Raw genomic sequence first — 24,373 nt, 5'->3', positions numbered from 1 at the left:
GGGGACAGCTCGAACGCACGACGATACTGCGTCTCTGCCTGCGTTTCGTACTCAATCATGAACGAAACGCTCGAACCTATCTCACCCGCTGAGGCGAAGGAGATGTACCTCAACGCGCGGAAACACGAAGTGTCGCAAAGCACCCTCGACGGGTATCACTACCGTCTCAAGCACTTCATCCGGTGGTGTGAGAACGTTGAAGGTCTCGACAACATGAACGACCTCACCGGACGGAAACTGCAACAGTTCAAAACGTGGCGTCGTGACGACGGCGACCTCAAACCCATCACGCTCGAAGGCAACCTCGACGCTCTTCGTGTCTTCATTCGATGGTGCGAATCCGTCGATGCCGTCACCAAAGGATTACACGACAAAATTGTGATGCCGGTGTTGAAGAAGCATGACGAACAGGCGAACGGTATTCTCGACGGTGAAGATGCAGACGAACTGCTCTCGTACCTGCGACGCTTCAAATATGCCTCTCGCCCGCACGTTATTCTCGAAATCCTCTGGCAAACGGGGATGCGTCTCGGGGCACTGCGGTCACTCGACGTTGACGACTACGACGGCGAAAACAAATCACTCCTTCTCGAACACCGTCCCGACATGGGCACGCCCCTAAAGAACGGCGAGGAGGGGGAGCGTCTCGTCGCGTTGACCGCGGAGACGTGTCGTGTAATCGATGACTGGATTGACCACAACCGTCATGACGTGACTGACGACTACGGGCGTGAACCGGTGCTGACGACGGAAAACGGTCGGATGCAGGCGTCGTCAATTCGGGACGCGGTGTATCTCGTCACTCGTCCGTGCTTCTACGGTGGTGATTGTCCTGTGGGTCGTGACCCCGATGAGTGCGAGGCGACCGATTACGGACACTACAGTAAGTGCCCCTCGAACGTGAGTCCTCACGACATCCGTCGTGGGTCAATCACGCACCACTTGTCCGAGGACGTCCCCGAGAAGGTCGTGAGTGACCGTATGAACGTGGGGATGGACGTGCTGGACAAACACTACGACAAACGTTCCGAACAGGTGAAGATGGAACAACGGCGCGCGTATCTTGACGATACCTGAACCCACCGTCACAGGTGTCACAGGTTATTTTTGAGTTTTCGTTGCGGGTGTATGGAGAGGAGTACGGGTCGTCGAAATCAGAATATATGTGACATCTGTGACGGTATCTGAGTGCCGAGGCCAGCTTTCTATCCATACATCTGCGAGGAGAAGTGTACGAACGTCAGAGAATCGCGTCTGCTACCTGCTGAGAGAGGACAGTCGTTCGTTTTCATCGATTAGAGTACACTCTGAGGCGTCACATAATATTCCTCACTTGCGTGCGAGCGGGGATGAAGGATGCAAGAAGTGCGGGCCCGCTGTGAGTTTGAGTTTTCTTAGTCTTCTCCCAGGGTACAAGCGCATCCATGGACTTCAAGAGAGATAGTCGACAACAGAGTAAATAAATGGTAGAGACAGTGCAGGTCGTTGGAGCAGGTGATTTAGATATGGAGTTGGATTTGTCCACGCTTCGGAGGGACTTGAAAGAATATGTAACTCCGTTTGGGTCAGAAAGCTCCCCCGGGCTATATTTTAAATTCGATGAAAATACGCCGACAGTGGCACTATACCGTTCAGGGAGTTTTCATATTACCGGTGCGAAGTCGGAAGAGGAGATTCATGACTCCCATCAGAGATTGCTCGGGCTTATGAATAGCCTGGGAATCGACAACATAGACACTCACTTTGATATTTCAAATGTTGTCTCAACCGCAGACCTAGGACGGTCCTTTGACCTCGCAGCACTCTGTATTGAATTGGGGTTTGAAAACACGGAGTACGAACCAGAACAATTCCCCGGGTTAGTATTCCGTCCCTCTGAATTCTCAACGACATTTGTTATTTTTGCGAACGGAAAAGTCGTTATTACAGGTGTTAAAACGTCACAAGAGGCAAAGAGAGCGTTTGAACGCTTAGAGGGGCGTCTTTCATGAGCTCACTCAGAGTGTGACCTAATTATTGTACAGCATGAGGACGAAGGACTACGTTTAGGTATGGTCGGGAGCACTACTCTTGATATGGCGAATTTGACTCAAGAGGATACCGCTGATATCTCTAAGCAGCGGGTTCTGAACGGACTCCAGGAGTTCGGATTAGAAAAAATTGAATCAGGACTTACCAAAGCATACCTAGATTCAGTAAATATGCAAAATACCTCTAATCGCTTCCTGCGTAGGCATACTGAAGAAGTTTCGACGCAGGAAGCCAGAAAAATTTCCAAGTCAATACTTAATCGGGAGTCACCATCACTTGTCGATATACTGCGTGTCTTTGAGTTATCTGTAAACGAGGAGGACCGTCAGTTGAACGGGGTCTACTACACGCCCGAGGCCATCGTGGAGTACATCGTGGAGGAGACGGTCTCTGGTGATGATACCGTCTGCGACCCTGCGTGTGGGGGCGGTGCGTTTCTTCTCGAAGCTACGAAGCGAATACACCGCAGCACGAACAAGTCAGCCGTGGAGGTTTTGCAAGAGAACATCTACGGAGTCGATATAATTGAGGATAATATCCGTAAGAGTAAAGTCATTCTCCTCCTGTACGCCGTCTCGCAGGGGGAGGACCCGGAGAAAGTCGAATTTAATATTTCGCAGACGGATTCCCTTCGGCTCGACTGGCAAGCGGAGTTCCCGATGCTCATGTCACAGGGCTTCGACGCGGTGGTCGGGAATCCCCCATACGTGAAGATACAGCAACAGTCCACGGAGACAAAAGAGCATATTCTTGCCGAGTATGAAACGGTACGTGAAGGGAATTTCAATACCTATATCCCCTTCGTAGAGCTGTCTATCCGACTGTTAGACGATGATGGTATCTCTGGCCTCATCACACCGTTAAACTATTTTACAACACTGACTGGCGAGGGACTCCGGAGATACCTCCAGGATAATAAGTATGTTCGAAAAGTTGTTGATTTCGGTGAGATTCTATTGTTCGAGGACGCTCTAACCTATACTGCGATTACCTTCCTCGACAAAAAGCGCAAGAGCCAGTTGGAATATATCCGAATTCGTGATGAATCGGTACTCGGTTCACTTTCAGAGCAAGATTCGATATCAATTAATTATTCCTCATTGAATCCGGAGAAATGGCGCTTACTCGATGAAGAAGAGTATCAGAACATTAGTATTATTGAATCATACCGTCGTTTGGATGAAATTGCGAATATCCATACCGGAATAGCGACTCTGAAAGATGACGTGTACACCGTATTTGCAGACTCAACTCATGACGGCTACTATACCACGGAACTCGACGGTAATGAATACTTGATTGAACCGGATATCTGTCGGGAATTGGTAAAAATCTCAACAGTAGACGACGATGAAGAGCTGGAAGAAAATAAACGGCGGATTATCTTCCCTTATCAGAAAGTCTCGACCCAAGTATCGCTTGATATGAACGGGCACCGTGTCGAATATGATATTATCCCGCCTGAAAGATTATCTAAACAATATCCTAAGACATTCGAATATCTTGAAGACGCCCGTGATGTCTTGGCGACCCGAGAAAAAGGAGGAGGTGCCGATTACGAACCATGGTACAAGTACGGTCGTAAGCAAGGCATCGAGTTCACCGGTGAACGATTATATATTCCCACTTATAGTGATGGTCCCCAATTCATGCACCATAGTAATGGAGAAGCCTTATTCTGTAATGGATATGCCGTTTTCCCTAAAAGAGAAGATATCGAGATTCTGGATAAAGTACTAAACTCGACTGTTATGGATTATTATATGAAGAAGACGAGCAAAGATATTCAAGGCGACTATCAGTGCTATCAGAAGAATTTTATTAGAACATTCTCCATTCCAGATTTAGATTCTGAAGAGAAAGATTTCCTACGAACTGAAAAAGAGCAGAATCAGATTGATGAATTTCTAATCGATAAATACGGTATCAATATCCACTGAGGTCTTGATTCGGGTCATCTCTATCTGATGAGAAGTCATGGACAAGAGCATATCGTCGTTTGTAGTCGCGGATTAATTTGTCGAAGAAATCATCCACCGAAATGACCTCAGAGCCATAGGTTTCTGCGAAGTCTGCTGATACAAGACCCTCTTCAACATAATACTCGATATCATCCATTATCATCGGGGGGTCTTGTGAAAAGTCAACTATAAGGAGACAGATAGCTTCATACTTCCAAACATCATCATTCGGGTCTTCGCGCCCTGAAATAGAAGCGAAGCTGTCGATATATTTCTCAATATCGTACTCTTCGCTGCGTTCTACTCTATTGTCATTCTTTGCATCAGAGTCATATCCTCGCTTTGGGAGTAAAAAGAAGTAACCCAACGGCAAGTAGGGGAACCGATTATGCAGGCTTGTTGATTCAGCAAATATACGTTCATATATAGTATCATAGTTCTTTCCAATTGAGCTTAGCTGACTCCTCACATTAATACTAATATGAGGGCCGACGATGGGACGCCTGCTCTCGAAATCGTGTACGAGAATATCTTGGCTCTTGGACTTCGGATAACCATAAACTACTTCATCCTCATGAATTCTTGACTGGTCAATACCGTTATTCTCTAGTTGATCGATTATAAAAGAATGAATACGTCCAATCAGCTCTTGGCTCCGAATCATCGAGTAATTCGGATTGTCATCTGGGTCCTCTATCGCACCCTCAAAATCCCGTTTGATTCCAGTTAAAACGTTTTGTAATCGCTCGCGGTCGTACATTCAACTTGAACGCGGTTCCTTACCCAGTTAAAGATGGCTATCGCTTAATTGGATTCATGTCTCAAACGGGAGCCTGCGTAGTAATTCATCAAACAACTCTTGTGCGACCACATCTCGTTTGATTCCTACCAATCCAATCTTTCCTGACATGAAAATCATAAATAATCCTCCTTTATCTGGTTCATACAGTAGCGCAGGATGATTATCAGGGTTATACTCTGCCTCATCTTCATCGAAAATATCTTCAAGATTTTCCAAATCAAGTTCATGTCTATAATCATGCCAGTAACTCAAACTTCTAATATTGAGGCTTGCACTTTGTCTAGAAACACCAGCGTTCGTAGAGTCGTTTAGCGTTGAAATCAATTCCTCAAAACAACTTTCCACTCCTGAAATATCTCGAGCACCGGTAATACTAAATTTGCCATTGGAAAATAATGTTATTGTTGGACCATCATCGGTAAATTGGAAGTGTAGGCCTGAGAAGCTCTCCGGCTCATATGTGATAGATGGGACTTCTAAATCCTGCGACAACTTTCCAAGGTCTATTTGCGTTTGTATGTCGCCTCCCGCAGCAACACTTCTCAATTCAGGCATATACGATTCTTTGAGGGGTGGATTACAAGTGTTCTTCCGATACTACGCATAGGCAACCACAGTCACGGACAGCCAACAACATAAGTTTGTAACAAGAGGGAACAACTGTTACGGTACGAAGCGCTCCTACGCATAGAATGGTCAAAATCGTCAACGTCGTCGGGTCTGGGTCGCTGGATGCCGAGTTTGATTTAGAGAGAGTCGCTACCGATATCGGTTCCATCGCTGAGTACGACCCCGAAAAGTATCCCGGCATGTATCTGCGATTTGGGGAGGACGCCCCGCTCATCACCGTCTATCGAACTGGAAAATACATCGTAACCGGGGCAGATTCAGAGGAAGAGGCACACGCGATACGGGAACGCTTTCTCAACCTTCTTGCCGACAACGGGATGATTGCGGAGCCAGATGATGAGTGGTTCCGAATTCAGAATCTCGTCTGCACAGCGGAACTGGGTGAATCGTTGAATCTCAATGCGCTCGCAATCGGTCTTGGCCTCGAAAAGATGGAATACGAGCCTGAGCAGTTCCCCGGATTGATTTACCGACCACCCGGAGCCAATAGCGTTGTTCTACTTTTCGCTTCTGGCTGTGTCGTGATTACAGGTAGCCCAGACCTCGATGCAGCGGAAGAGACGTTTGCAGCGTTGCGGGACGAAGTGACGGACCTCCTTGCCGTCGACTAACAGACAGACCAAGAGACTTCGACGAGACGCGGTTCCACGGCGTAGGGCTGAGGGATACATCGGATTGCACTTCAACTCGCAGAGACACGCATCTCTTGACGAGACAATGAACTAGTCGGATAGTAGCGGTCGCTCTGAAAACAGGAGATTCTGAATCTCACGAGTTTCGCATTTCGGAATACGTTGGCCGGGAATTCGGTGTTCCGTTACTCTTCGTCGTGAACAGGCAGGTCAGTAAGCGCCTCAGATTCGCAGTCGAACGGGCTCGGCAGTTCGTCAACGAATGCCCGAACGAATCCCGTGGTTCTTGGTTCGACCATCACCTCTGCATCCGCGTGAACTGTTTCACCGTCTTCGTTCTCGTAGGTCGTGGGCACGAGCACGGGAACCCCCTCTTCGAGATACTCCTGCGAGACGTTTCTGAGCGCCTCGCTCTCCGTGTCGAGGTTCCCGTTCGTGTCTATCGTCCCGACGACTTCGCCCCGCTCGTGATTCAGTATCTCTACCTCGACGACCTCGTGCTCGTCGGCGGGGTCGTCCTCGTCACCCGCGTCTGCCATCCCCTCGGCAACGGCCCGCCCAAAATCCTCCTCCATCCACTCCGCTATCTCGGCGGCATCGGCGTCGGGGCCAGGACGTTCGGGCCGCTCGGGGTCGTCCATACGTTGTAGTATTTCTCCTGACAGTATTTAATCGCTGGAGTTCCTGTCCTCTTCGATATCAAGCACCCACAGTGCCCTGTCGAGCGTTCGGAGACTCACGTCGTACTCGTTGGCAAGCGTCCAACACGCACCGAGATACAGCAAGTACTCGTCAACGGTGGGGTCGTCTGAAAGCTCTTGCGCGAGGTATCCTGTTTCCTGTAGGACGTTCCATGCCCGTTCGTCGATGACAGTGAACCGGTCGGGGTTGATGAACAAGAGAATTGCCGAGGCAACTGGCACACCAATGCCGGTCAGGGAGGTCAGCGCCTCGACTTTCGACCTTATGCTCGACTCGTGAACTGCTTCGTTAATTTGCGCTCGAATCTCTTCGTCGTCGTTTTTATCGAGGTGTTTCAGCGTCGGCTTCGTGAACACCCTAACCTTCCATTCGATGACCCACTCCAAATCCTCGCGTGTCCACTCGTCCTCTTCGAAGGCGGTCGGCAACGATTCGAGCCGGGCGACCTCACCCTCGTACATCTCTTCTTCCTCCGCGTACAGGGGTTCCTGCTGTTCGAGTACGCGCCGGCCTAAGTCCATTACCTCAGCAGAACATCTCCATCGACTTAGCATTAACCACAAGAAATTGTGGTTACAGAACTGAATTATAATGTCTAAAACCACGTTTTGACACCCTCTGAAACAGTCAAACCCTGTATTTCAACTACTAAATGCGACCACGGGTTGACTGGATGACGCAGGCGGATGAGCGAGTGCTGGAGTTCCTTCACGAGAAAGACATTGTTGCCTCTCCCAGCGTCATCGCTGCAAACATCGACTATACGCAGGAGTACATCTCTCGTCGCTGCCGTAAACTGACGGACGCGGGACCTCTGCAACGGGCGGATGCTTCGAATTACCGGATAACTGCACTCGGAAAGCGGTTTCTCGATGGAGATGTTGATAAGGATGAAATTTCGGACGCGTAGGTTACCGTCACAACTGTCACGGGGTCATTCCGAGACCTGAGCGTATGTAAATCGACTATCGTCGAATTGCCCGTGACACCTGTGACAAAATAGAATTCTATCAGGTCAGTTCCAATTCGCTAGTCTCACCCCTTCGTACACTCTCTTGCGCCCGCTTTCAAATCGTCGTTGGCGGGTATCAACACCGTCAAGCGTAGTGAGTTTCCTCGTTAACTTGCCTTTGTCCTCGGGTGTGACGCCATGTTCCTCGGCGAACGTTTGATACGCAGCATACATCATCTCCTTCGGTGTTGTTTTATTCGGGTCGGTTTCCACGTGTTCGTGGATGAACTGTTCGATTGACGCCCCGTTCTTTTGCCAGAGTGCTCTCGTTTCTTCAGGACTGCGCTCAGCAGTGAAGCATCCCTGACGTTGTAGGCGTTGATACCCCTCCAATCCCCAATTCAAAACCCCGGATAACTCCTCCGAAGTCGTTAACTTCGCGTCTAGGTTTTCGTCCCGGTCATCCTTGGGCACCTGCTCGTTAAATTTCACCATCAACCAACGATTGTAAAATGCGTCGTCGGTTTGGTCACATCCGGGGACCTGGTTCGCGGAGAACATATGTTTCGTCTGGGGACGGATTGTATACGGATCCTGTCCCTTACGCTCCGCTTTCATCGGCTCGCCGCTTGCGAGTTCCTTGACAGCACCTTCTTTGCGGATATCACTCGAATCGAGGTCACGACGGATATTGAGCGGTGTGTCTTCGAGTTCTGCAACCCCCCACTTCTCGTTTGCGAGATACTGAATCGACATCGACGTGGTGTTATCCGCTCCGAAAAGAGCGTCTATGACATCGAGAAACGTTGATTTGCCCGTTCGTGTAGGACCGACGAGCATCAACATGACTTCGTATGCCGTGTTGTTGAAGTCGAGCGCATAACCGACGAACTCCTGAACCTTCTTGCGGGCCCCTTCGTCCGGTAACCACTCTCTCAATGACTGTCGGAAGCGCGGACAATCAGCCTCAGGGTCGTACTCAGTCGGTAACTTCCAAAGGACTCGGTCATCAGGCCTTATCTCCCGAAGTTCGCCGTTTTGTATGTCAAGAAGACCGTTCTCAACCGCGACCTTCCCGCTCGGCATCCCGAACTCGTCACGGTCTCTAAGACCGTCTACGAGCAACTGCTCCTTTGTTTTATTCAGAACACGCCTACCCCAATTCTCTCTTAGTATGGGACCGAGTCGCTCTCGGAGCGCCTGCGTTCCGTCCTCGCTCCACGTCCCGTCATCGTTGTAGGCACGAAGTTGACTTCCTTCGACGGGTTCGATATCTCCGCGCGCTCGAATCCACTTACTCGCGGTGTAGGCCCGCTCTCGGTTGTTGTCAGCGTCAACCAACTGCTGTCGCCAGTATTCCGGGCCTTGGGTATTCTCACCGTCGGTGCAAACGCCTAGGTCGCTGGATGCCGTATCGTCAGATGAGTTCTCGGTTTCCATTTTTATTACCTCGAAAATTACGACTCCTCGTAGTGCTCCATCAGTTCAACGAGCACTTCGTCGTAGGTCTGTCCGCCTGTTTTCAACGCGCGAAGGTTGTCACGCGTCTCCGCCGCGACCGCAATGCTTGTAGTTGACATTGCAATAACTGATACTTGTTCTACTGCAAGGAGCATCTCGTGAGAGTGGATAAGAGAGATAAAATGGATGTTTATGGTTTGAGATTCGATTTCAGTGAGGGTATAACCAATAAATACTACCCAAAGTTACTATTCTAAATAAGATTAGTCATTCGGGGTAGATTGCGAACGACACAGCATCAAAAATCGGTCGTGTGGATAAAACAGATGAAATTACTTTTCCTTTAGTGGCGGAATGAAGATGTACGGCAAGTTTGCATCAGATGACACGACTTCATCCAGATACTCAATCTCACCCTGTTTCTGTGCTGCTGCCACAACTTGTCTGCCATCGCCCGGTATATCCAGCGCATCAATTTCGTCTTCTATGAATTGCTCAACATCTTCTCGCAACAATATGTTATCAGGAGACCCTCCGACTTCAGTGAATACGTCACTCCACGACACTTCTTCAACAACAAATTCAATTACCGCTATACTTTCGGACGCTTCGAGTTTTCGATTGATTTCATTGAACATGGTTTGCCTCTGTGGAAGTGAACGGCAGCACCTCGACGGACAACCAGACATCGTAATTCCACGCGAAACAGTTCGAGACGATATGGTATCTATTCGTCTTCCCAAATACGCGCCGTATCTGGATATTAGGGCGTATAAGGATGTCTAGTAATCAGAGTACGAAACCAGCCCGCGAATTCACGTACACGCCTAAGTAGATTAAATCTTCAAAAGAAAGACAAAAATCGTTTGAGCGTATTGAGGAGGGGTTCATTCATAAACAAACAGTGCGGGTTGCTCCCGTCTCCGCGAAACGAACATGGAGGCAATGACCGCAACTAGTCGCTCAGACGCCCTCGAAGCGAGAAAGAGAGTATTCATTTCGCCGGTCGATGGGATTTCGGAATCAAGGGGAATGAGAGTCAGCCGGTCGCTTCTACGAGCGTGATTTCGATGGTCGTCTCTGAGACGTTCTGGAACGTGACGTAGTGCGTCCCGGTGCTCTGTATATCGACCTCGAACGTCTCCTCCGTCTCGACGCGGTCACTGAATAACGACTCCCCCGCTTCGGCATCCGCTACGTCTACAATCACGGGCCCGCCACGCTCTACGTCTACTGAAACTACGAGTCGCTGTCCCGCTTGCAGGTCGAACGGGTATCGCTCCCGGTAGTACAGCGTCTCGTCAACGAGCACTTCACGTTCTGGTGTCGGCGTATCTGTTGGTGTGGGCGTCGTGGTCGCCTGCTCGTCTGTGCTGTCGTCGTCATCGCTGGCACATCCGGCGATTGCGAGAACTCCGGCGCTCGCAACAGCACGGATGTATTTTCGTCGGAGCATGGCGATTCAGTATGTGAAATTCTAGTCACCTGCCTGTGGTGGACTATCGGCCAGTTGAAGACTTGTGCTGATGATTGAACGCGGTTCGTCACTACGATAATGCGATTGAACCTGTGACACCCGTGACGCCTCTCGTCTTCTGTTGTATAGCAAACGCGTCATCCCCGTTCTCTCTGTCGAGATGACGAACATCCCTGTGATGTATCGGAGGTTCCACGGAACCGGAGAGCGTGCGTGTCTCTGCGTCTCTCTTGATGCGTGTACGCCGTAGGGGACTTCGGTTCCACTTCCACTTGTCTCCGACCTTTTACCGTACTCGCCCGTGTCGAATCTCGTGAAACGCAAGCAAGCGCGAGGTCGCGTGCTGTGACGGGTTCAAATCCCTCGACGATTTCCCGTCGAAATCGGGTGAATCACGTCGCTGTGCGGTGATTGTGGTTCGACCCGCAACAAGTATGCCGCCTCCCGGATTTGAACCGGGGACAGCTCGATCTTCAGTCGAGTGCTCTCCCAGTCTGAGCTAAGGCGGCGCGCCGTCGTGCGCATCCCGACAGTTGAGGGTGGTAGAAAAAAGGATTTCGAAAGCCCGGCCGGACTGGACTCGCCACCGCAACCGCAGTTAGCCCCGTTCCCAGGCTCGAATCGGTCCCGACGTTCAAGCGTCGCGACGCACCAGTCCGGGCAAATGGTCGGCGAAGGCGAGCAAGCACCGGATTTCGAGTTCCCGGGCCTGCGCGGGACCGAACGCGGGGTGTACCGTCTCAGTGATTACGCGGCCGGTGGCGGGGTATTACTGGCGTTCTACCCGTGTGATTTCAGCCCGCTCTGCAAGGAGAAGCTCTGTACGCTCCGGGACGTGGAGTGGTTCGAGTTCCAGCCCGAGTTCTCCGTCCTCGGAATCTCACAGGACAGTCTCTACGCCCACGAGGAGTTCATCGGCCGCCACGACATCCCCTTTCCGCTGCTCAGCGACACTGACGGCCGCGTCACTCGCAACTACGACGTGCAGTACGACTACTGGCACCGCCAGCCCGGCCTCCCGCGACGGGCGTTTTTCGTCCTCGACGAGTCACGGACGGTCCGGTACCGCGCGGTCGCCACCGAGGCGACGGAAGTCCCTGACCTCGGTCCGCTACTGGACGCCGTGCGATCCCTGTCCACCACAGCGCAGGGCTAACCTACCAGCGGAACCAGTTCGAGCGACAACCCTTTTGCGATGGACGAGACAGGACGGTGTGATGAGAGATCGGAGGGACTCCCGGGGGGGAGACGGGGACCGCTCGATCAGGAATGCCAAGCGCAACAAGCGATCGGTCGAGGGCCGTGGCGTCCGGCGCGCACAGGACGCCGACGCCGGCGTCGGCCCGAGCGCGAACGCCGGGCCGGCCGACGGCTCGGACGGTGACGACCGGACGGAACGCGCCATGCGGGACGTGCGCTGGCATCTCGACATGGTCGAAGAACAGGAACCGGAGAAACAGGACCACCGCATCCGCGAAGCCCGAAGCATCTCGCGGGACCTCTCGACCGGCACCCCATCGAAGGCCACCGTGCGCAACCGCACCCAGCAGGTCGACGACCTGCTCCAGCGCGCCGACAGCACCGGCGACCCCGAGGCCGACTCTCACGTCGACACCGCCCGCCAGATGGTGCGTGACCTGCTCTGGTGGATCAAGCCCTGAGAAACGGGGCGAATTCGGACCACGCGAAACTCGCTCGCACCGCTCGCTCGTTCAATCCACCGAACGCTTTCCGCGGCGCTCACGAGTTGTTCGTGCCGCGAGGCAGTGGGTTCGGGCGGATTCGAACCTCAGTCGCTCCCGTCCGTTCGCTCTCGCTCACTCACCTCCCGCTCCCTGGTTCGACCGCCACTCACGCCTCGCTCGACGCTCACGAGTTGTTCGCGTCCAGCAACAGTGGGTTCGGGCGGATTCGAACCGCGAGGACTTCGCTCCGCTCGTCCTCTGGGCCGCGAATCCACCGAACGCTTTCCGCGGCGCTCACGAGTTGTTCGTGCCGCGAGGCAGTGGGTTCGGACGGATTCGAACCTCAGTCGCTCCCGTCCGTTCGCTCTCGCTCACTCACCTCCCGCTCCCTGGTTCGACCGCCACTCACGCCTCGCTCGACGCTCACGAGTTGTTCGCGTCCAGCAACAGTGGGTTCGGGCGGATTCGAACCGCGAGGACTTCGCTCCGCTCGTCCTCTGGGCCGCGAATCCGCCGAACGCTTTCCGCGGCGCTCACGAGTTGTTCGTGCCGCGAGGCAGTGGGTTCGGGCGGATTCGAACCGGAGCCAGACGTGCTCACATCCGCTGCGCGCGACTGGCAGGGTCGAACCGCCCTCACACATTGCTGCTGCTCACGGGTCGTTCGCAGCAGCAAGTGGGTTCGGGCGGATTCGAACCACCGATCTCGGCCTTGTAAAGGCCGCGTCATAACCGACTAGACCACGAACCCGCATTCGGTCCAAATCCACGCCGAAGAATAACGCTTACTTTCTGGGTCGACAGCCTTACCCCACCGACGACCCACCGCTCGACCATGCCGTCCCGGACCGTCAACGCGATCACGGCGGGGTTGCTCCTCGTCCTCGCCGTCGCCCTCGTCGTCCAGTCGGGCGTCCTCGCGCCACCGCTCGACCCCGGCGACTACGAGAACGCGACCGTCACCGTCCGGGACGACAACGGAACGACGCTCGCAACCGTCGACGTGCGAATCGCCGACACCGACCGCAAACGCTACGTCGGCCTCAGCGAGACCGCCAGCCTCGACCCCGGCGAAGGGATGCTGTTCGTCCACGAGAGCGCCGAGACACGCGCCTACATCATGCGAAACATGTCCGTCCCGCTGGACATCGTCTTCGTTGCGCCCGACGGCACGATCACGACGATCCACCACGCCCCCACCGAACCCGGGGAGAGCGGCGACGAACTCATCAAATACCGCGGCCGCGGGAAGTACGTCCTCGAAGTCCCGCGTGGCTACGCGAACGCGACCGGCATCGACGAGGGCGACAGCGTCGAGATTCCCGACACCGTGGGCTGATCTCGCACCGACCGCACGCTTTATTCCGGCACACGTGGACGTTCCCTGCGTGTCACGACGACAGAGGCTCGCGGCCGTTCTCGTGGTCTGCGCGCTCCTCCTGACGGGATGTGCGGGGACCCCCGGCGACGGAACGCCGACGGCCACGTCCCCGGCGGCCGACCAGTCCGGACCCGAAACGACGGGTTCACCGGCCGGGACGGCGACTGGCGCAGGAACGCCTGCGACCACCGCGGGCTCCGAAACCGACACGCCCGAGGAGGACGACCAGCCGGGACCACAGGTCGAACTCCGGGCGGAGAACGGGACAGTGCTGGGACGAGTCACGGTGGCGATAGCGGACAACCGGAGCGAGCGGATCACCGGCCTCAGCGACACCGAGCGCCTGAACGAGAGCGAGGGCATGCTGTTCGTCTACGAGGAACCCGACACGCACACCTACGTCATGCGGGACATGGACTTCTCACTGGACATCCTCTTTGTCGCCCCGAACGGCACGATCACGACCATCCACCACGCACCCACCGAACCCGGCGAGAGCGGCGACGACCTCACGGGGTATCCAGGGTACGGGCAGTACGTGCTGGAAGTGAACCGTGGCTACGCCAACCGCACGGGGCTCGCGGTGGGCGATACGGTGGCGATTCCGGCACGGATCGCGACCGCGGACGCGACCCCGAATCCCGACGCTGGGGGCTGAGTATCGGGGCTGGCGGTCGCCAAGCGAGGGGCTTTTGCGGAGCCAGCACGTTGCGTTGGTGATGGATATCGGTGCCGCCGACACGGACGACGATCCGTTCGAGGAGGCTCGGGAGCGGGCCGACAACCCCATGCGCCGGCTGTTCGCCGAGTACGGCCGCGAGAACCTGTCGTGGTTCGGCGTGGGCGTGTTCGGCAGCGTCGTCGCACGCGTTCTCGATCTGTTGCCGCCGGTGTTGCTCGGCCTGGCGGTCGACGCCATCGTCCGCAACGACAAGTCGTTCACCCTGCTGCTGGTCCCCGACGCGTGGTTGCCGGCGACCCGCGACGCCCAGCTCCTCCTGACCGTGGGGCTGATCGCCGGCGCGTTCTTCATCGGGGCGGCCTTCCACTGGGTGCGCAACTTCGGCTGGAACGGCTTCGCCCAGCACATCCAGCACGGCATCCGCACCGACACGTACGACAAGATGCAGCGGCTGGACATGGACTTTTTCGCCGACAAGCAGACCGGCGAGATGATGTCGATCCTCTCGAACGACGTGAACCGGCTGGAGAACTTCCTCAACGACGGGATGAACTCCGCGTTCCGGCTGGCGGTCATGGTGGCCGGGATCGCCGCCATCCTCTTCTGGATCAACTGGCAACTCGCCGTGATCGCCCTCGTGCCGGTCCCGCTGATCGCGTACTTCACCTACCGGTTCATCAAGACCATCCAGCCCAAGTACGCCGACGTTCGCTCCTCCGTCGGCCAGGTCAACTCCCGCCTGGAGAACAACCTCGGCGGTATCCAGGTCATCAAGAGTGCCAATACCGAGCGCTACGAGTCCGAGCGCGTCGAGGACGTCTCGCGGGACTACTTCGACGCCAACTGGGACGCCATCGACACCCGGATCAAGTTCTTCCCCGGCCTGCGGATCATCTCCGGCGTCGGGTTCGTCCTCACCTTCGCCCTCGGCGGCTTCTGGGTCATCAACGGCCCGCCCGGTGCCTTCACCGAACCGCTGTACGTCGGCGAGTTCGTCACCTTCATTCTGCTCAATCAGCGGTTCATCTGGCCGATGGCGCAGTTCGGACAGATCATCAACATGTACCAGCGGGCGCGGGCCTCCGCCGAGCGCATCTTCGGCCTGATGGACACGCCCGCCCGCATCGCCGAAGACCCCGCCGCCGAGGAACTCGTCCTCGACGACGGGCGCGTCGAGTACGAGGACGTGACGTTCGCCTACGATAGCGAGGACGATCCGGTCGTCGAAGACGTCTCCTTCACCGTCGACGGCGGCGAGACGTTCGCGCTGGTCGGCCCGACCGGCGCGGGCAAGTCCACCGTGTTGAAACTCCTGATGCGGATGTACGACGTGGACGAGGGAACCATTCGCGTCGACGGGCAGGACGTGCGGGACGTGACCATCCCCAGCCTCCGGGAGACCATCGGCTACGTCAGCCAGGAGACGTTCCTGTTCTACGGCACCGTCGCCGAGAACATCCAGTACGGCACCTTCGATGCCGGCCGCGAGGACGTGATCGAGGCCGCGAAACGCGCCGAGGCTCACGAGTTCATTACGAACCTGCCCGACGGCTACGACACGGAGGTGGGCGAGCGCGGCGTCAAGCTCTCGGGCGGTCAGCGCCAGCGCATCGCCATCGCGCGGGCGATCCTCAAGGACCCCGAGATTCTCGTGCTGGACGAGGCGACCAGCGACGTGGACACCGAGACGGAGATGCTCATCCAGCGGTCGCTGGACCGCCTCGCCGAGGACCGCACCACCTTCGCCATCGCCCACCGCCTCTCGACGATCAAGGACGCCGACCGGATCGTCGTCCTCGAAGACGGCCGGATCGTCGAGCGCGGCACGCACGAGGAACTGCTGGCCGAGAACGGCCTCTACGCCAACCTCTGGGCGGTTCAGGCCGGCGAGATCGAGGAGTTACCCGAGGAGTTCGTCGAACGCGCGACGGAGCGGCGGGCGAAAACGGACGCGGACGACGACTGAGGCGGGGAGCCATCTTTCAGACCTGCTCGACGAACGTCGCGTCGGCGGAGGTCCGGCCCTCGTTGAACGAGAGGACTTTCGCGCGGATCACGTCGCCCTCGTCGGTGGAATCGGGCACGTCCCCAGTAAAGAGGACGAACCCCTCGACTTTGCCGACCGCGACCCGGTCGCCGGAGTGGTGGTCGGTGAACTCGGTGATGCCGAACTCGTAGGTCTCGCCGAGTTCGACCGGCGGGGCCCGCTCCTGGGCGGCCTCGTGTGCCTGCTTGGACTCGCGGGCTTCCGCGGACCGCCACCGCCAGAGATACCCGATCCACCCGAGCGCGATGGCGACGACCGCGACGCCGCCGAGAATCCAGACGTACTCCATACGCGCTCGTGCGAGCGGGAGGGGTTTAGCCTGTTGGCTTCCCCCGCCCGCCGGGGCGCTTACGTGCCCGCCGGCCGAGGAGTCCGATAATGAATCTCGCCGAGGCCACCTGGACCGACGCCGACGCCGCCGACGCCGACCTCGCGGTCCTTCCGGTCGGCAGCACCGAACAGCACGGCCCCCACGCGCCGCTCGGAACCGATTTCCTCACCGCCGAGGCCGTCGCGGAGCGTGGGGCAGAACGGTACGAGGCCGACACCGGCGAGTCGGTCGTGGTCGCGCCCGCGATCCCAGTGGGCGTCGCCGAGGAACACCGCCAGTTCACCGGGACGCTGTGGGTGAGCGAGGACACCTTCCGTGACTACGTGCGCGAGACCGTCGAGGGCCTGCAGTCCCACGGCTGGCAGAGGGTCGTCCTCGTCAACGGCCACGGCGGCAACGTCGCCGCGCTCCGGGAGGTCACGGCCCGCGTCACGCGCCACACCAAGGGGTACGCCGTTCCGTTCACCTGGTTCGACGCCGTCGATTCCGAGGGGGTCACGATGGGCCACGGCGGCCCCCTCGAGACGAGCGCGCTCGCGTATCTCCATCCGGAACTGGTCCACGAGGAGCGGCTGGACGAGGCGGCCGCGGACGGAGCCGACGGCTGGGGCGAGTGGGAACAGGGCGTGAATCTGGCCTACGACAGCGCGGCGTTCAGCGAGAACGGGACGGTCGGCGATCCCAGCGAGGGGGACGCCGACCTGGGCGAGCGACTGGTCGACGACGCGGCGGCGGCGCTGTCGGCGCTACTGGCACGGGTGGCGGACCGCGAGTCCGATCTGCCAGATCACCGCTAGTCGGCGGCTTCGGCTTCCTCGGCGTCTGCATCGGCCTCGGCGTCGGCTTCCTCGTCCTCCTCGGCGGCGTCGTGGGCGTCGTCCAGCGCGCCCCGCAGTTCCGGCACGGTGCTGGCGAGGTCGCTCACCTGCTCGTGTGCGTCCGCGATGTCCGCGAAGACCTCGTCGAGTGTCTCGATCTCCTCGGCGAGGTCGTCGGCGTCCTCGAAGGCGTCGGCGCGTTCACCCATCGTGTACCACTTCTTCGCGTCGGTGAGGTGCGCCTCGGCCTCGCCCGGGTCCAGCGCCGACCGCAGGCCGTTCAGAACGCCGAGCGTGTTGTCGGCGTCCACGTCCCAAATGGCGTCACCTTCCGGCAGTGCTTCGCGGGCGTTCGCGAGCGATTCCTCGACGTCCTCGCGCATCTCCGAGGCTGCCTCGTCGAACAGTTCGTCGTCGTCCAGAGTCGTCTGACCCATACCGTCCGCTTCGGCGGGAAAGGGTATAAAAACCCGCCCGAAAGTGAAAGTGTAATCGCAGGACAGCGATGTGCCGGTTTCGGGCGGGCCGACGTGTGGACCGTCACTTCCGGACGGCGGTTCGCTGGTCGGGGATCAGATCGAGGTCGTCGTCGGTGTCCCCCAGTACCAGCAGGGTGTAGTAGCGCAGGAACGTCTGGAGCGGGACCTGCACGAGGCCGACCGCGGCCAGCACGAGAGCGACGTAGACGAGGCCGAGGACGACGAGGACGGCGATCACGACGGTCGTGAGCGTCCCGCCACCGACGAAGAAGGCGGCGAGGCCAACCAGGAGGAACGGAATGGCCAGCGCGACGGCGGCGATACCGATCACGGTCGCCGCGGCGAGGCCGACGACGATGTTGAGCAGGAAGGCGACGAGGACGTAGGCGGCGTACTGCCAGAGATCGCTGCGAAGGGTCGGCCAGAAGCGTCGCCAGCCACCGAGGATCGAGCGATCCTGCAGGACGACGACGGGGACCACGAAGTCGACGGTGAACCCGTTGATCAGGGCGACCAGCGGGAACAGGAGTACGATCAGCGGGAGCACCAGCAGGACGGCCGAGAGGATCTGTGCGTCGGTCCAGGTCAGCACGGGGCCGGTCGGGCCGGCGACGTAGACGACGGCGGCGACCAGTCCCGCGGCGAGCAGGAAGACGCCGAGTCGGAAGGCAAAGAGTCGGAGGCCAGCGCCCAGATACCGGCGGCCGTACCGTCTGACGTGGACCGCTTCGCTCCGGAGCGATTCGACGAAGACGAACTCCATGATCGAGCCGATCACCCCGAGGACGACGAGGACGGCGACGACGACGGCGGCGACCAGCGCCAGGATGGCCAGCACGTCTCCCGGGATCGTCTCGGGTAGTTCCGAGACGCCGCTGCCGGAACTCGACACCGAGGAGCCGACGTTGGTCGGACCGTTCAGGCCGAACCCGCCGGCGACGAAGAACGCCACGACCGCGAGGCGGAGCCACCGGGATCGGTCGACGGGGAACAGGAACGCACGGGTCACGTCGATCGCGTCACCGACATCGTCGACTGCGTGGAGGGACATACCGGCGTTTCAGTCACCAGCTACATCCGTTTTTCGTCGCTTCTCACGCCCAGCAACCGGGCCGGCACGGGCAGTCACCCCGACTGTGACGGTTCGGACTCGGGATTCGGGGCGTCGCCGGTCGCCGCCGAACCGGGTTCGGTCTCGATGTCGGAGATCTCGAAGCGAGCGCCGCCGAGTTCGTCGGCCTCGGTCCCCGTGATCGACCAGCCGTGCGCGTCGACGATGTCGGCGACGATGCTCAGACCGAACCCGGTGCCGCCGTCGCTCGTGGTGAATCCGTGCGCGAACACGTCGGCGTCGTCGGGGAGGCCCGGCCCGTCGTCGGCGACGTACAGGCCGGTCGTCCCCGGCGGGGTGCCGGCCGCGTCGGCGTGTCCCTCGACCGAACCGACGGCGACGGTGACGGTCGGTCCACCGTGTTCCACCGCATTACGGAACAGGTTCTCGAACAGTTCCCGGAGCCGATCCGGGTCGGCGACGACGGTATCGGGGAGCGGTTCGAGGCGGATCGTGGCCGACTCCGTGCCGGTGTGTGCCCAGGCGTCCTGCACGATGGGGACGGGATCGACGGCCGCGGGGTCGCCGACGACCGCGCCCTGGCGGGCCAGCGTCAGCATGTCGTCGATGAGCCGTTCCATGCGCTCGACCGCACTGGAGATGGCCGCGAAGTGTTCGGGGTCGCCGGTCTCCTTGGCGATCTGCAGACGGCCGTCGATGACGGTCAGGGGGTTCCGGAGGTCGTGGGAGACGAGGGTCGCGAAGCGGTCGAGCCGGTCGTTTTTCCGTTCGAGGTCCTGCTCGTGGTGTTTGCGCTCGGTGATCTCCCGGGAGTTGACGACGATGCCGCCGACGGTGGGATCGTCGAGCAGGTTCCGGCCGCGGGACTCGATCCAGCGCCAGGTGCCGTCGGCGGCCTCGACGCGGTACTCGACGGCTGCCTCCTCGGTCGACCCCCAGTCGGGGAACCGTTCCTGGACGGCCATCCGGTCGTCGGGGTGGACCAGCTCCACCAGCGGCGTCCCGACGAGGTCGGCGGCGTCGTAGCCGAGCACCCGTTCGGCCGAGGGGCTCTGGTAGGAGATCCGGCCCTCGGCGTCGGTGACGGTGACGATGTCGGTGGACCGCTCGGTGAGCGTGCGGTACCACTGCTCGATCGACCGGCGACCGGTGATGTCGCGCAAGAGGAGGAGCCGGCCCGTGATACGGGCGTCGCGAAGGGTAGTCAACTCGGCGTCGAAGTAGCGTTTCGAGTCGCCGTCCTCGACGACGATCTCGTCTCTGATCTCGGTCCCCGAGTCGCCGCGGTCGAAGAGGTCTGCACAGGCCGGGAACGCCTCGACGACCGGCTGGCCGAGCGCATCGTCGGGGTCGTCGAGCACGTCACGGGCCGCGGGATTCAGGTCGACGATCCGGAACTGGTCGTCCAGCACCATGTACCCGTCACGGATGTTGTCGAGGACGGTATCGCGGGCGACCGGGACCAGATCGAGCAACCGGTAGCGAAAGAGCGCGATGCTCCAGACGAGGCCGAGAAAGCCAAGCGTCAGCGGGGTGTAGTCGACAGGCGTCAGGCCGAGCACCCAGGCGATGTTCGCCGCGAAGGCCGGCACCGCGCCGGCGAGCAGGGCCGTCCCCTGCCGGCGGTAGTGCTGGCGCGATCCCAGGGCCATCCGGAGACAGAGGACGAGACCCGCGGTCACGAGGAGGTAGTTGTAGGTCGTGTTGACCCAGTACCACGGGCCGAACGAACGCGCGAGGACGGCCAACGAGCCGACCTGTTCGACACCGACCTCGGCGTAGATCAGGTTGTGGAGGGGATTCGTGGGCGTGAGGACGACGGCCACGAACAGGGGTTCGGCCGCCAGCAGTGCGACCGTCCGGCGCGTCACCCACTCGCTGTACCCCGTGTACGTCAGCATGAACACGAGAAAGCCCACGGGGACGAGGTTGTGGCCGACGTAGCCCACGGTCCGCCAGAGGAGCATCCACGTGAGGTCGCCCGCCGCGAACTGGAGTGCGTGGCCCCCCGACCAGATGGCGGCCGCCAGCATCAGGAACGTGAACTCCCGGACGCCACTCTCCTCGCGGCTCTGTCGGGCGACGACGATCAACCCGACAGACAGCGCCGTCGAGAACAGGAGAAGGGGGACGATGAGTGGCTGAAGCCCCGCCATTGCACAGTTATCAGCAGAAACAGGGAATCGACGGTGAAAAAGCTACGTGCGGTTCGACGGGGCGATATGTGGGGCAGTGGGCACTCAGCCGTCCACGTCGACGAGTCGCATCAGGGGGTACCCGTCTTCCATCTCCATCCGGGTCCGAACGGTGTGGCCCTCGTAGTCGATGCGGATCTCCACGTCGAGGAATCGGCCCGTGAGTTCGGTGTAGTCGGCCGGGCCGTCCGCGAGGGCGCGTTCGAGTTCCTCGGTCAGGATCTCGACGGTCACCGCCTCGCAGTGGGGCTGGTTCTCGATCGACTCCGCCATGGCGCGGGCCAGCGAGTCGGCGCTGTCCGGACTCACCGGCGTGCCTGCGAACTGGTGGTACAGCGAGCCGAACTTGATTCCCGCCTCGAAACAGGCGGCCTGTGCGTCGCTCGGTTCCATACCGGAATGGGGGGCCGGCGCGGGGAAGTGTGTTCCGGGAGCCGGGCGGTGGGCTGGCGGTCGCGGGCCACGCCACGATCGACCACGGAACGCTTTTCGGTGTCGGCCGATTCCGGAGTGTATGGACTATGACGTCGCGCTCGACCGGGCCTACGACGCCCTGCCCGAGCGGACAGCGAGCCAGCAGCGACTCCAGATCCCCGACCCGGCCGCCCAGGAGGACGGTGCCTTCACCCGGTTGACCAACCTCAAATCCATCGCGGACGCGCTCTCGCGGGAGCCCGAACACGTCCACCGCTACGTCCAGCGGGAGTTCGGGACCAACGGCCAGTTCGACGGCGACCGGAGCCGCTACAACGGGACCTTCTCCGCCGCGGACTTCGAGGCCGTCCTCGACGCCTACGCCGACGAGTACGTGATCTGTTCGGAGTGTGGGCTGCCGGACACGAAACTCACCACCGAGGACCGCACCCAGATGCTCCGGTGTGAGGCCTGTGGGGCCTTCCGCCCGGTCGACAAGCGCTCGACGAAATCCTCGAACCAGTCCACCACCGCGACCCTGGAAGAGGGCGAGACCTACCAGGTCAAAATCACCGGGATGGGCCGGAAAGGCGACGGCGTCGCCGAGAAAGGCAAATACCGCATCTTCGTCCCCGGCACCAGCGAGGGCGACGTGGTGCAGGTCTACATCGACAACATCAGCGGGACGCTCGCCTTCGCCCGACCGGTGCAGTAAGGGTACTCGACGGCGGTTCCCCCGCTGGACTCGTTAGTCGTAATTGATTACTCGTTTGAGAGGTACCGAACCGCATCTTACTTACTCGCGCCGTCGCTGAGGTTTACTCGAATGGACGACCCGGTTTTGCTCACGGGTGCTGGCGGGCGTGTCGGCGAGGCGATCCTGCAGGGCCTCGGCGAGCAGTACGACTGGCGGCTCATGTACCACAATCCGCCGGACGAAGAGCCCGATCACGAGTACCTCGTCGGCGACGTGATCGACGAGGCGGTGGTCCGGGAGGCCGTCGACGGCGTCGGTGCGATCATCCACCTCGCGGGCGACCCGCGGCCATCCGCACCCTGGAAGAGCGTCCTCTCGAACAACATCGACGGGACCCAGAAGATGTACGAGGCAGCGGTCGAGGCCGGCGTCGAGCGGTTCGTCTACGCCTCCTCGAACCACGCCGTCGGCGCCTTCGAGACCGACGAGCGCACCCCCGAGATGTATCGAGCCGACGACGACTACCGCCTCGACGGGACCGAACTCCCCCGACCGGGCAACCTCTACGGCGTCTCGAAAGCCACCGGCGAAGTTCTCGGGCGGTACTACCACGACGAACACGGCATCACAGTCTGTAACGTCCGCATCGGCAACCTCACCGAAGATCACCCGCCCATCGACTACGAGCGCGGCCAGGCGATGTGGCTCTCCTACCCCGACTGTGCCCACCTCCACGAGCGCACGCTGGAAGCCGACTACGAGTACGAGATCGTCTACGGCATCTCGGACAACGACCGGAAGTACTACTCGCTGGAGCGGGCCAAGGAGGCCCTGGGCTACGAGCCACAGGACAACAGTGCCGAGTGGGACGGCGACGAACACGTCGCCGACTACGAGCGTACCGTCTAGAACAGCCCGTCAACGTCCGATTCTCGCCGCTGTCGTCGGTCGACCCGTTCGGAGAGCCGCTGGTGGACGATGCCGCGGTGGGCCTCGTCCCGGGCGAAGTCCATGACGAAGGTGACGAACGGACTGGTTGCATCGCCGTCGTCGAGGTCGGCGCGGGCGTACGCGACCCCCTGTTCGATCACAGCCTCGTCGAAGGGGCCGTCCTCGGCGTAGACCGCGGCGGCGGCCGCACATTCCGCAAAGTCGAGGTCGTCGGGGGTGATCGCGTCCCCCTCGTGGGTGAGTTCGAGCGGCGGCGCGCGCTCGACCCGCTCGGGGTCGGCGTTGAGCGCGGTCAGGTAGGCGCGGGCGGCGGCCACGTCGACGCCGCGGTACTCCTCGGGCAGGCCGTCGAGGTAGTCACTGGCGCTCTCGGCCAGCCCCGTCACGCCGGCCCAGTTGCGTTCGGTCGCGTGGTGGACGGCCGCGGTGAACTGGATGAGCCCGTGGAGGAACCGCTCGTCGTCGGTTCCGCTGTCGAGGGCGAGCCAGCGGTCCTCCCAGGCGTCGTGGGCCTCGTGGTAGTCGCCGGCGTTGTAGATCGCGATTCCCGCACGGAGCGCCGTCTCCATACCGCTCCGTCGGTTCCGTCGCGGGAAAGAGTTTGGGCCGAAACACGTATGTAAATCTTTGTGAGGTTATGTTCGTCCTTTTATTACTACCCCATGATCGTGATAAGAATGCATTCACATCGGATGCGAAACAGATATGCCGGTGCTGTCTACGCGGCCGCCGTGGGCCGACCAATGCTGTCAGTCTGAGTGTATTTCGGCATCTGCCACGCCATCGCGGTTGCGGAGGAGGTGTTATTTATAAACCCTGCCGTCTTCGGCTCCGGCTTTATACGCTATGCGTCTTTTGAGCTACCCACCGCTAAAGCGGTGGGATTCAGCGTGGACTCCCGTTCTGGCCGACTCATCGTCGGCAGGAGAATAGCCTCCGTTCACGTTCAACGTCCCGCTGTTCAAGCGCACGCC

The 24,373-nt window shown here is 59.2% G+C and carries 27 protein-coding genes and 2 tRNA genes; 13 read left to right on the top strand and 16 right to left on the bottom strand.

Annotated features, from left to right (window positions below; all coding sequences use genetic code 11):
- Positions 1 to 57 precede the first annotated feature (57 nt).
- The 3 genes from MU521_RS17345 (at position 58) to MU521_RS17335 (ending at position 3,971) form a co-directional block, all read left to right on the top strand.
- Positions 58 to 1,077 carry a tyrosine-type recombinase/integrase gene (locus MU521_RS17345; RefSeq protein ID WP_092694547.1) on the top strand — a complete coding sequence of 340 codons (1,020 nt, stop codon included), beginning with the start codon at positions 58 to 60 and terminating at the stop codon, positions 1,075 to 1,077.
- A 386-nt stretch (positions 1,078 to 1,463) separates the two neighbouring features.
- Positions 1,464 to 1,991, top strand: coding sequence for a TATA-box-binding protein (locus tag MU521_RS17340; protein ID WP_092694549.1), 528 nt, complete (start codon positions 1,464 to 1,466; stop codon positions 1,989 to 1,991).
- Between the two features lie 60 nt (positions 1,992 to 2,051).
- Complete coding sequence (locus tag MU521_RS17335; protein ID WP_139171162.1) at positions 2,052 to 3,971, top strand: Eco57I restriction-modification methylase domain-containing protein; 1,920 nt, start codon at positions 2,052 to 2,054, stop codon at positions 3,969 to 3,971.
- Here the strand turns inward: MU521_RS17335 and MU521_RS17330 are convergent.
- Together MU521_RS17330 and MU521_RS17325 are read right to left on the bottom strand one after the other, a co-directional pair.
- Positions 3,958 to 4,752, bottom strand: coding sequence for a hypothetical protein (locus MU521_RS17330; RefSeq protein WP_139171163.1), 795 nt, complete (start codon positions 4,750 to 4,752; stop codon positions 3,958 to 3,960). The two genes, MU521_RS17335 and MU521_RS17330, sit on opposite strands and share 14 nt — an antisense overlap.
- A gap of 54 nt (positions 4,753 to 4,806) precedes the next feature.
- Positions 4,807 to 5,349, bottom strand: a complete 543-nt coding sequence (locus MU521_RS17325) for a TATA-box-binding protein (RefSeq protein WP_092694551.1) — start codon at positions 5,347 to 5,349, stop codon at positions 4,807 to 4,809.
- A gap of 137 nt (positions 5,350 to 5,486) precedes the next feature.
- On the opposite strand from MU521_RS17325, the gene MU521_RS17320 reads away from it, so the two are divergent.
- The gene (locus tag MU521_RS17320; RefSeq protein WP_092694553.1) at positions 5,487 to 6,035 is read left to right on the top strand and encodes a TATA-box-binding protein; all 549 of its coding nucleotides are present in this window, start codon (positions 5,487 to 5,489) and stop codon (positions 6,033 to 6,035) included.
- A 206-nt stretch (positions 6,036 to 6,241) separates the two neighbouring features.
- Here the strand turns inward: MU521_RS17320 and MU521_RS17315 are convergent, their stop codons facing one another.
- Positions 6,242 to 6,697 (bottom strand): hypothetical protein, encoded by a 456-nt coding sequence (locus MU521_RS17315; protein ID WP_092694555.1) that lies wholly within the window; start codon positions 6,695 to 6,697, stop codon positions 6,242 to 6,244.
- A 27-nt stretch (positions 6,698 to 6,724) separates the two neighbouring features.
- A complete protein-coding gene (locus MU521_RS17310; protein ID WP_092694557.1) occupies positions 6,725 to 7,279 on the bottom strand; it encodes a hypothetical protein in 555 nt (184 codons plus the stop codon).
- A gap of 131 nt (positions 7,280 to 7,410) precedes the next feature.
- On the opposite strand from MU521_RS17310, the gene MU521_RS17305 reads away from it, so the two are divergent.
- Positions 7,411 to 7,668, top strand: a complete 258-nt coding sequence (locus tag MU521_RS17305) for a MarR family transcriptional regulator (protein WP_092694559.1) — start codon at positions 7,411 to 7,413, stop codon at positions 7,666 to 7,668.
- Between the two features lie 105 nt (positions 7,669 to 7,773).
- Here the strand turns inward: MU521_RS17305 and MU521_RS17300 are convergent, their stop codons facing one another.
- From MU521_RS17300 to MU521_RS17285, 5 genes are all read right to left on the bottom strand, one after another.
- The gene (locus MU521_RS17300; RefSeq protein ID WP_092694561.1) at positions 7,774 to 9,150 is read right to left on the bottom strand and encodes a DNA primase family protein; all 1,377 of its coding nucleotides are present in this window, start codon (positions 9,148 to 9,150) and stop codon (positions 7,774 to 7,776) included.
- A gap of 17 nt (positions 9,151 to 9,167) precedes the next feature.
- Positions 9,168 to 9,290 (bottom strand): DUF7557 family protein, encoded by a 123-nt coding sequence (locus MU521_RS21515; protein ID WP_281187065.1) that lies wholly within the window; start codon positions 9,288 to 9,290, stop codon positions 9,168 to 9,170.
- Between the two features lie 213 nt (positions 9,291 to 9,503).
- Positions 9,504 to 9,809, bottom strand: coding sequence for a hypothetical protein (locus tag MU521_RS17295; protein ID WP_139171164.1), 306 nt, complete (start codon positions 9,807 to 9,809; stop codon positions 9,504 to 9,506).
- Positions 9,810 to 10,210: 401 nt separating this feature from the next.
- Positions 10,211 to 10,627 (bottom strand): hypothetical protein, encoded by a 417-nt coding sequence (locus MU521_RS17290; protein ID WP_139171165.1) that lies wholly within the window; start codon positions 10,625 to 10,627, stop codon positions 10,211 to 10,213.
- Between the two features lie 456 nt (positions 10,628 to 11,083).
- Positions 11,084 to 11,157, bottom strand: a tRNA-Phe gene (locus MU521_RS17285).
- 155 nt (positions 11,158 to 11,312) lie between these two features.
- Between MU521_RS17285 and MU521_RS17280 the strand changes: the two genes are divergently transcribed.
- Positions 11,313 to 11,804, top strand: coding sequence for a redoxin domain-containing protein (locus MU521_RS17280; RefSeq protein WP_092694563.1), 492 nt, complete (start codon positions 11,313 to 11,315; stop codon positions 11,802 to 11,804).
- A gap of 61 nt (positions 11,805 to 11,865) precedes the next feature.
- The gene (locus tag MU521_RS17275; protein ID WP_092694564.1) at positions 11,866 to 12,309 is read left to right on the top strand and encodes a DUF8152 family protein; all 444 of its coding nucleotides are present in this window, start codon (positions 11,866 to 11,868) and stop codon (positions 12,307 to 12,309) included.
- A 700-nt stretch (positions 12,310 to 13,009) separates the two neighbouring features.
- Here MU521_RS17275 and MU521_RS17270 read toward each other — a convergent pair.
- Positions 13,010 to 13,083: transfer RNA gene (locus MU521_RS17270), tRNA-Val, on the bottom strand.
- An 84-nt stretch (positions 13,084 to 13,167) separates the two neighbouring features.
- Between MU521_RS17270 and MU521_RS17265 the strand changes: the two genes are divergently transcribed.
- From MU521_RS17265 to MU521_RS17255, 3 genes are all read left to right on the top strand, one after another.
- Entirely contained in the window at positions 13,168 to 13,671 is a 504-nt protein-coding gene (locus tag MU521_RS17265) for a DUF192 domain-containing protein (RefSeq protein ID WP_092694566.1), read from the top strand.
- A gap of 49 nt (positions 13,672 to 13,720) precedes the next feature.
- On the top strand, positions 13,721 to 14,371 hold the full coding sequence (locus MU521_RS17260; protein ID WP_245681217.1) for a DUF192 domain-containing protein: 651 nt from the start codon (positions 13,721 to 13,723) through the stop codon (positions 14,369 to 14,371).
- A gap of 61 nt (positions 14,372 to 14,432) precedes the next feature.
- Positions 14,433 to 16,361, top strand: a complete 1,929-nt coding sequence (locus MU521_RS17255; protein WP_092694568.1) for an ABC transporter ATP-binding protein — start codon at positions 14,433 to 14,435, stop codon at positions 16,359 to 16,361.
- Positions 16,362 to 16,377: 16 nt separating this feature from the next.
- Here the strand turns inward: MU521_RS17255 and MU521_RS17250 are convergent, their stop codons facing one another.
- A complete protein-coding gene (locus MU521_RS17250) occupies positions 16,378 to 16,731 on the bottom strand; it encodes a TRAM domain-containing protein (RefSeq protein WP_092694570.1) in 354 nt (117 codons plus the stop codon).
- Positions 16,732 to 16,820: 89 nt separating this feature from the next.
- Here MU521_RS17250 and MU521_RS17245 point away from each other — a divergent pair, with 89 nt between their 5' ends.
- Positions 16,821 to 17,570 carry a creatininase family protein gene (locus tag MU521_RS17245; RefSeq protein ID WP_092694572.1) on the top strand — a complete coding sequence of 250 codons (750 nt, stop codon included), beginning with the start codon at positions 16,821 to 16,823 and terminating at the stop codon, positions 17,568 to 17,570.
- Here MU521_RS17245 and MU521_RS17240 read toward each other — a convergent pair.
- The 4 genes from MU521_RS17240 to MU521_RS17225 all read right to left on the bottom strand — a co-directional run bounded on the left by MU521_RS17240 (position 17,567) and on the right by MU521_RS17225 (position 21,730).
- On the bottom strand, positions 17,567 to 18,028 hold the full coding sequence (locus tag MU521_RS17240; protein ID WP_092694574.1) for a DUF5790 family protein: 462 nt from the start codon (positions 18,026 to 18,028) through the stop codon (positions 17,567 to 17,569). The genes MU521_RS17245 and MU521_RS17240 overlap by 4 nt on opposite strands.
- Positions 18,029 to 18,131: 103 nt before the next feature.
- Entirely contained in the window at positions 18,132 to 19,121 is a 990-nt protein-coding gene (locus MU521_RS17235) for a DUF7544 domain-containing protein (RefSeq protein ID WP_092694576.1), read from the bottom strand.
- A 74-nt stretch (positions 19,122 to 19,195) separates the two neighbouring features.
- Entirely contained in the window at positions 19,196 to 21,298 is a 2,103-nt protein-coding gene (locus MU521_RS17230; RefSeq protein ID WP_092694578.1) for a histidine kinase N-terminal 7TM domain-containing protein, read from the bottom strand.
- A gap of 84 nt (positions 21,299 to 21,382) precedes the next feature.
- Positions 21,383 to 21,730 carry a dihydroneopterin aldolase family protein gene (locus MU521_RS17225; RefSeq protein ID WP_092694580.1) on the bottom strand — a complete coding sequence of 116 codons (348 nt, stop codon included), beginning with the start codon at positions 21,728 to 21,730 and terminating at the stop codon, positions 21,383 to 21,385.
- Between the two features lie 121 nt (positions 21,731 to 21,851).
- On the opposite strand from MU521_RS17225, the gene MU521_RS17220 reads away from it, so the two are divergent.
- Together MU521_RS17220 and azf are read left to right on the top strand one after the other, a co-directional pair.
- Positions 21,852 to 22,466, top strand: coding sequence for a translation initiation factor IF-2 subunit beta (locus MU521_RS17220; protein ID WP_092694582.1), 615 nt, complete (start codon positions 21,852 to 21,854; stop codon positions 22,464 to 22,466).
- A gap of 111 nt (positions 22,467 to 22,577) precedes the next feature.
- Positions 22,578 to 23,357 (top strand): NAD-dependent glucose-6-phosphate dehydrogenase Azf, encoded by a 780-nt coding sequence (gene azf, locus MU521_RS17215; RefSeq protein WP_092694584.1) that lies wholly within the window; start codon positions 22,578 to 22,580, stop codon positions 23,355 to 23,357.
- Here the strand turns inward: azf and MU521_RS17210 are convergent.
- The gene (locus MU521_RS17210) at positions 23,354 to 23,968 is read right to left on the bottom strand and encodes a DUF309 domain-containing protein (protein ID WP_092694586.1); all 615 of its coding nucleotides are present in this window, start codon (positions 23,966 to 23,968) and stop codon (positions 23,354 to 23,356) included. The genes azf and MU521_RS17210 overlap by 4 nt on opposite strands.
- Between the last annotated feature and the right edge of the window lie 405 nt (positions 23,969 to 24,373).

This window comes from Halorientalis regularis, from assembly GCF_023698535.1.
GTDB classification, from domain to species: domain Archaea; phylum Halobacteriota; class Halobacteria; order Halobacteriales; family Haloarculaceae; genus Halorientalis; species Halorientalis regularis.
Note: the sequence above shows the minus strand (reverse complement) of the source record. Positions and strands in the feature narration are given on the sequence as shown.

What these genes read in the sequence shown, in the direction of transcription:
- MU521_RS17245 (WP_092694572.1), top strand. Translation starts at nt 16,821, where the DNA reads ATGAATCTCGCCGAGGCCACCTGGACCGACGCCGACGCCGCCGACGCC.
- MU521_RS17320 (WP_092694553.1), top strand. Translation starts at nt 5,487, where the DNA reads ATGGTCAAAATCGTCAACGTCGTCGGGTCTGGGTCGCTGGATGCCGAG.
- MU521_RS17225 (WP_092694580.1), bottom strand. Translation starts at nt 21,730, where the DNA reads ATGGAACCGAGCGACGCACAGGCCGCCTGTTTCGAGGCGGGAATCAAG.
- MU521_RS17290 (WP_139171165.1), bottom strand. Translation starts at nt 10,627, where the DNA reads ATGCTCCGACGAAAATACATCCGTGCTGTTGCGAGCGCCGGAGTTCTC.
- MU521_RS17295 (WP_139171164.1), bottom strand. Translation starts at nt 9,809, where the DNA reads ATGTTCAATGAAATCAATCGAAAACTCGAAGCGTCCGAAAGTATAGCG.
- MU521_RS17275 (WP_092694564.1), top strand. Translation starts at nt 11,866, where the DNA reads ATGAGAGATCGGAGGGACTCCCGGGGGGGAGACGGGGACCGCTCGATC.
- MU521_RS17230 (WP_092694578.1), bottom strand. Translation starts at nt 21,298, where the DNA reads ATGGCGGGGCTTCAGCCACTCATCGTCCCCCTTCTCCTGTTCTCGACG.
- MU521_RS17300 (WP_092694561.1), bottom strand. Translation starts at nt 9,150, where the DNA reads ATGGAAACCGAGAACTCATCTGACGATACGGCATCCAGCGACCTAGGC.
- azf (WP_092694584.1), top strand. Translation starts at nt 22,578, where the DNA reads ATGGACGACCCGGTTTTGCTCACGGGTGCTGGCGGGCGTGTCGGCGAG.
- MU521_RS17305 (WP_092694559.1), top strand. Translation starts at nt 7,411, where the DNA reads ATGCGACCACGGGTTGACTGGATGACGCAGGCGGATGAGCGAGTGCTG.
- MU521_RS17220 (WP_092694582.1), top strand. Translation starts at nt 21,852, where the DNA reads ATGGACTATGACGTCGCGCTCGACCGGGCCTACGACGCCCTGCCCGAG.
- MU521_RS17315 (WP_092694555.1), bottom strand. Translation starts at nt 6,697, where the DNA reads ATGGACGACCCCGAGCGGCCCGAACGTCCTGGCCCCGACGCCGATGCC.
- MU521_RS17280 (WP_092694563.1), top strand. Translation starts at nt 11,313, where the DNA reads ATGGTCGGCGAAGGCGAGCAAGCACCGGATTTCGAGTTCCCGGGCCTG.
- MU521_RS17310 (WP_092694557.1), bottom strand. Translation starts at nt 7,279, where the DNA reads ATGGACTTAGGCCGGCGCGTACTCGAACAGCAGGAACCCCTGTACGCG.
- MU521_RS17250 (WP_092694570.1), bottom strand. Translation starts at nt 16,731, where the DNA reads ATGGAGTACGTCTGGATTCTCGGCGGCGTCGCGGTCGTCGCCATCGCG.
- MU521_RS17325 (WP_092694551.1), bottom strand. Translation starts at nt 5,349, where the DNA reads ATGCCTGAATTGAGAAGTGTTGCTGCGGGAGGCGACATACAAACGCAA.
- MU521_RS17335 (WP_139171162.1), top strand. Translation starts at nt 2,052, where the DNA reads ATGGTCGGGAGCACTACTCTTGATATGGCGAATTTGACTCAAGAGGAT.
- MU521_RS17240 (WP_092694574.1), bottom strand. Translation starts at nt 18,028, where the DNA reads ATGGGTCAGACGACTCTGGACGACGACGAACTGTTCGACGAGGCAGCC.
- MU521_RS17345 (WP_092694547.1), top strand. Translation starts at nt 58, where the DNA reads ATGAACGAAACGCTCGAACCTATCTCACCCGCTGAGGCGAAGGAGATG.
- MU521_RS21515 (WP_281187065.1), bottom strand. Translation starts at nt 9,290, where the DNA reads ATGTCAACTACAAGCATTGCGGTCGCGGCGGAGACGCGTGACAACCTT.
- MU521_RS17235 (WP_092694576.1), bottom strand. Translation starts at nt 19,121, where the DNA reads ATGTCCCTCCACGCAGTCGACGATGTCGGTGACGCGATCGACGTGACC.
- MU521_RS17255 (WP_092694568.1), top strand. Translation starts at nt 14,433, where the DNA reads ATGGATATCGGTGCCGCCGACACGGACGACGATCCGTTCGAGGAGGCT.
- MU521_RS17340 (WP_092694549.1), top strand. Translation starts at nt 1,464, where the DNA reads ATGGTAGAGACAGTGCAGGTCGTTGGAGCAGGTGATTTAGATATGGAG.
- MU521_RS17330 (WP_139171163.1), bottom strand. Translation starts at nt 4,752, where the DNA reads ATGTACGACCGCGAGCGATTACAAAACGTTTTAACTGGAATCAAACGG.
- MU521_RS17210 (WP_092694586.1), bottom strand. Translation starts at nt 23,968, where the DNA reads ATGGAGACGGCGCTCCGTGCGGGAATCGCGATCTACAACGCCGGCGAC.
- MU521_RS17265 (WP_092694566.1), top strand. Translation starts at nt 13,168, where the DNA reads ATGCCGTCCCGGACCGTCAACGCGATCACGGCGGGGTTGCTCCTCGTC.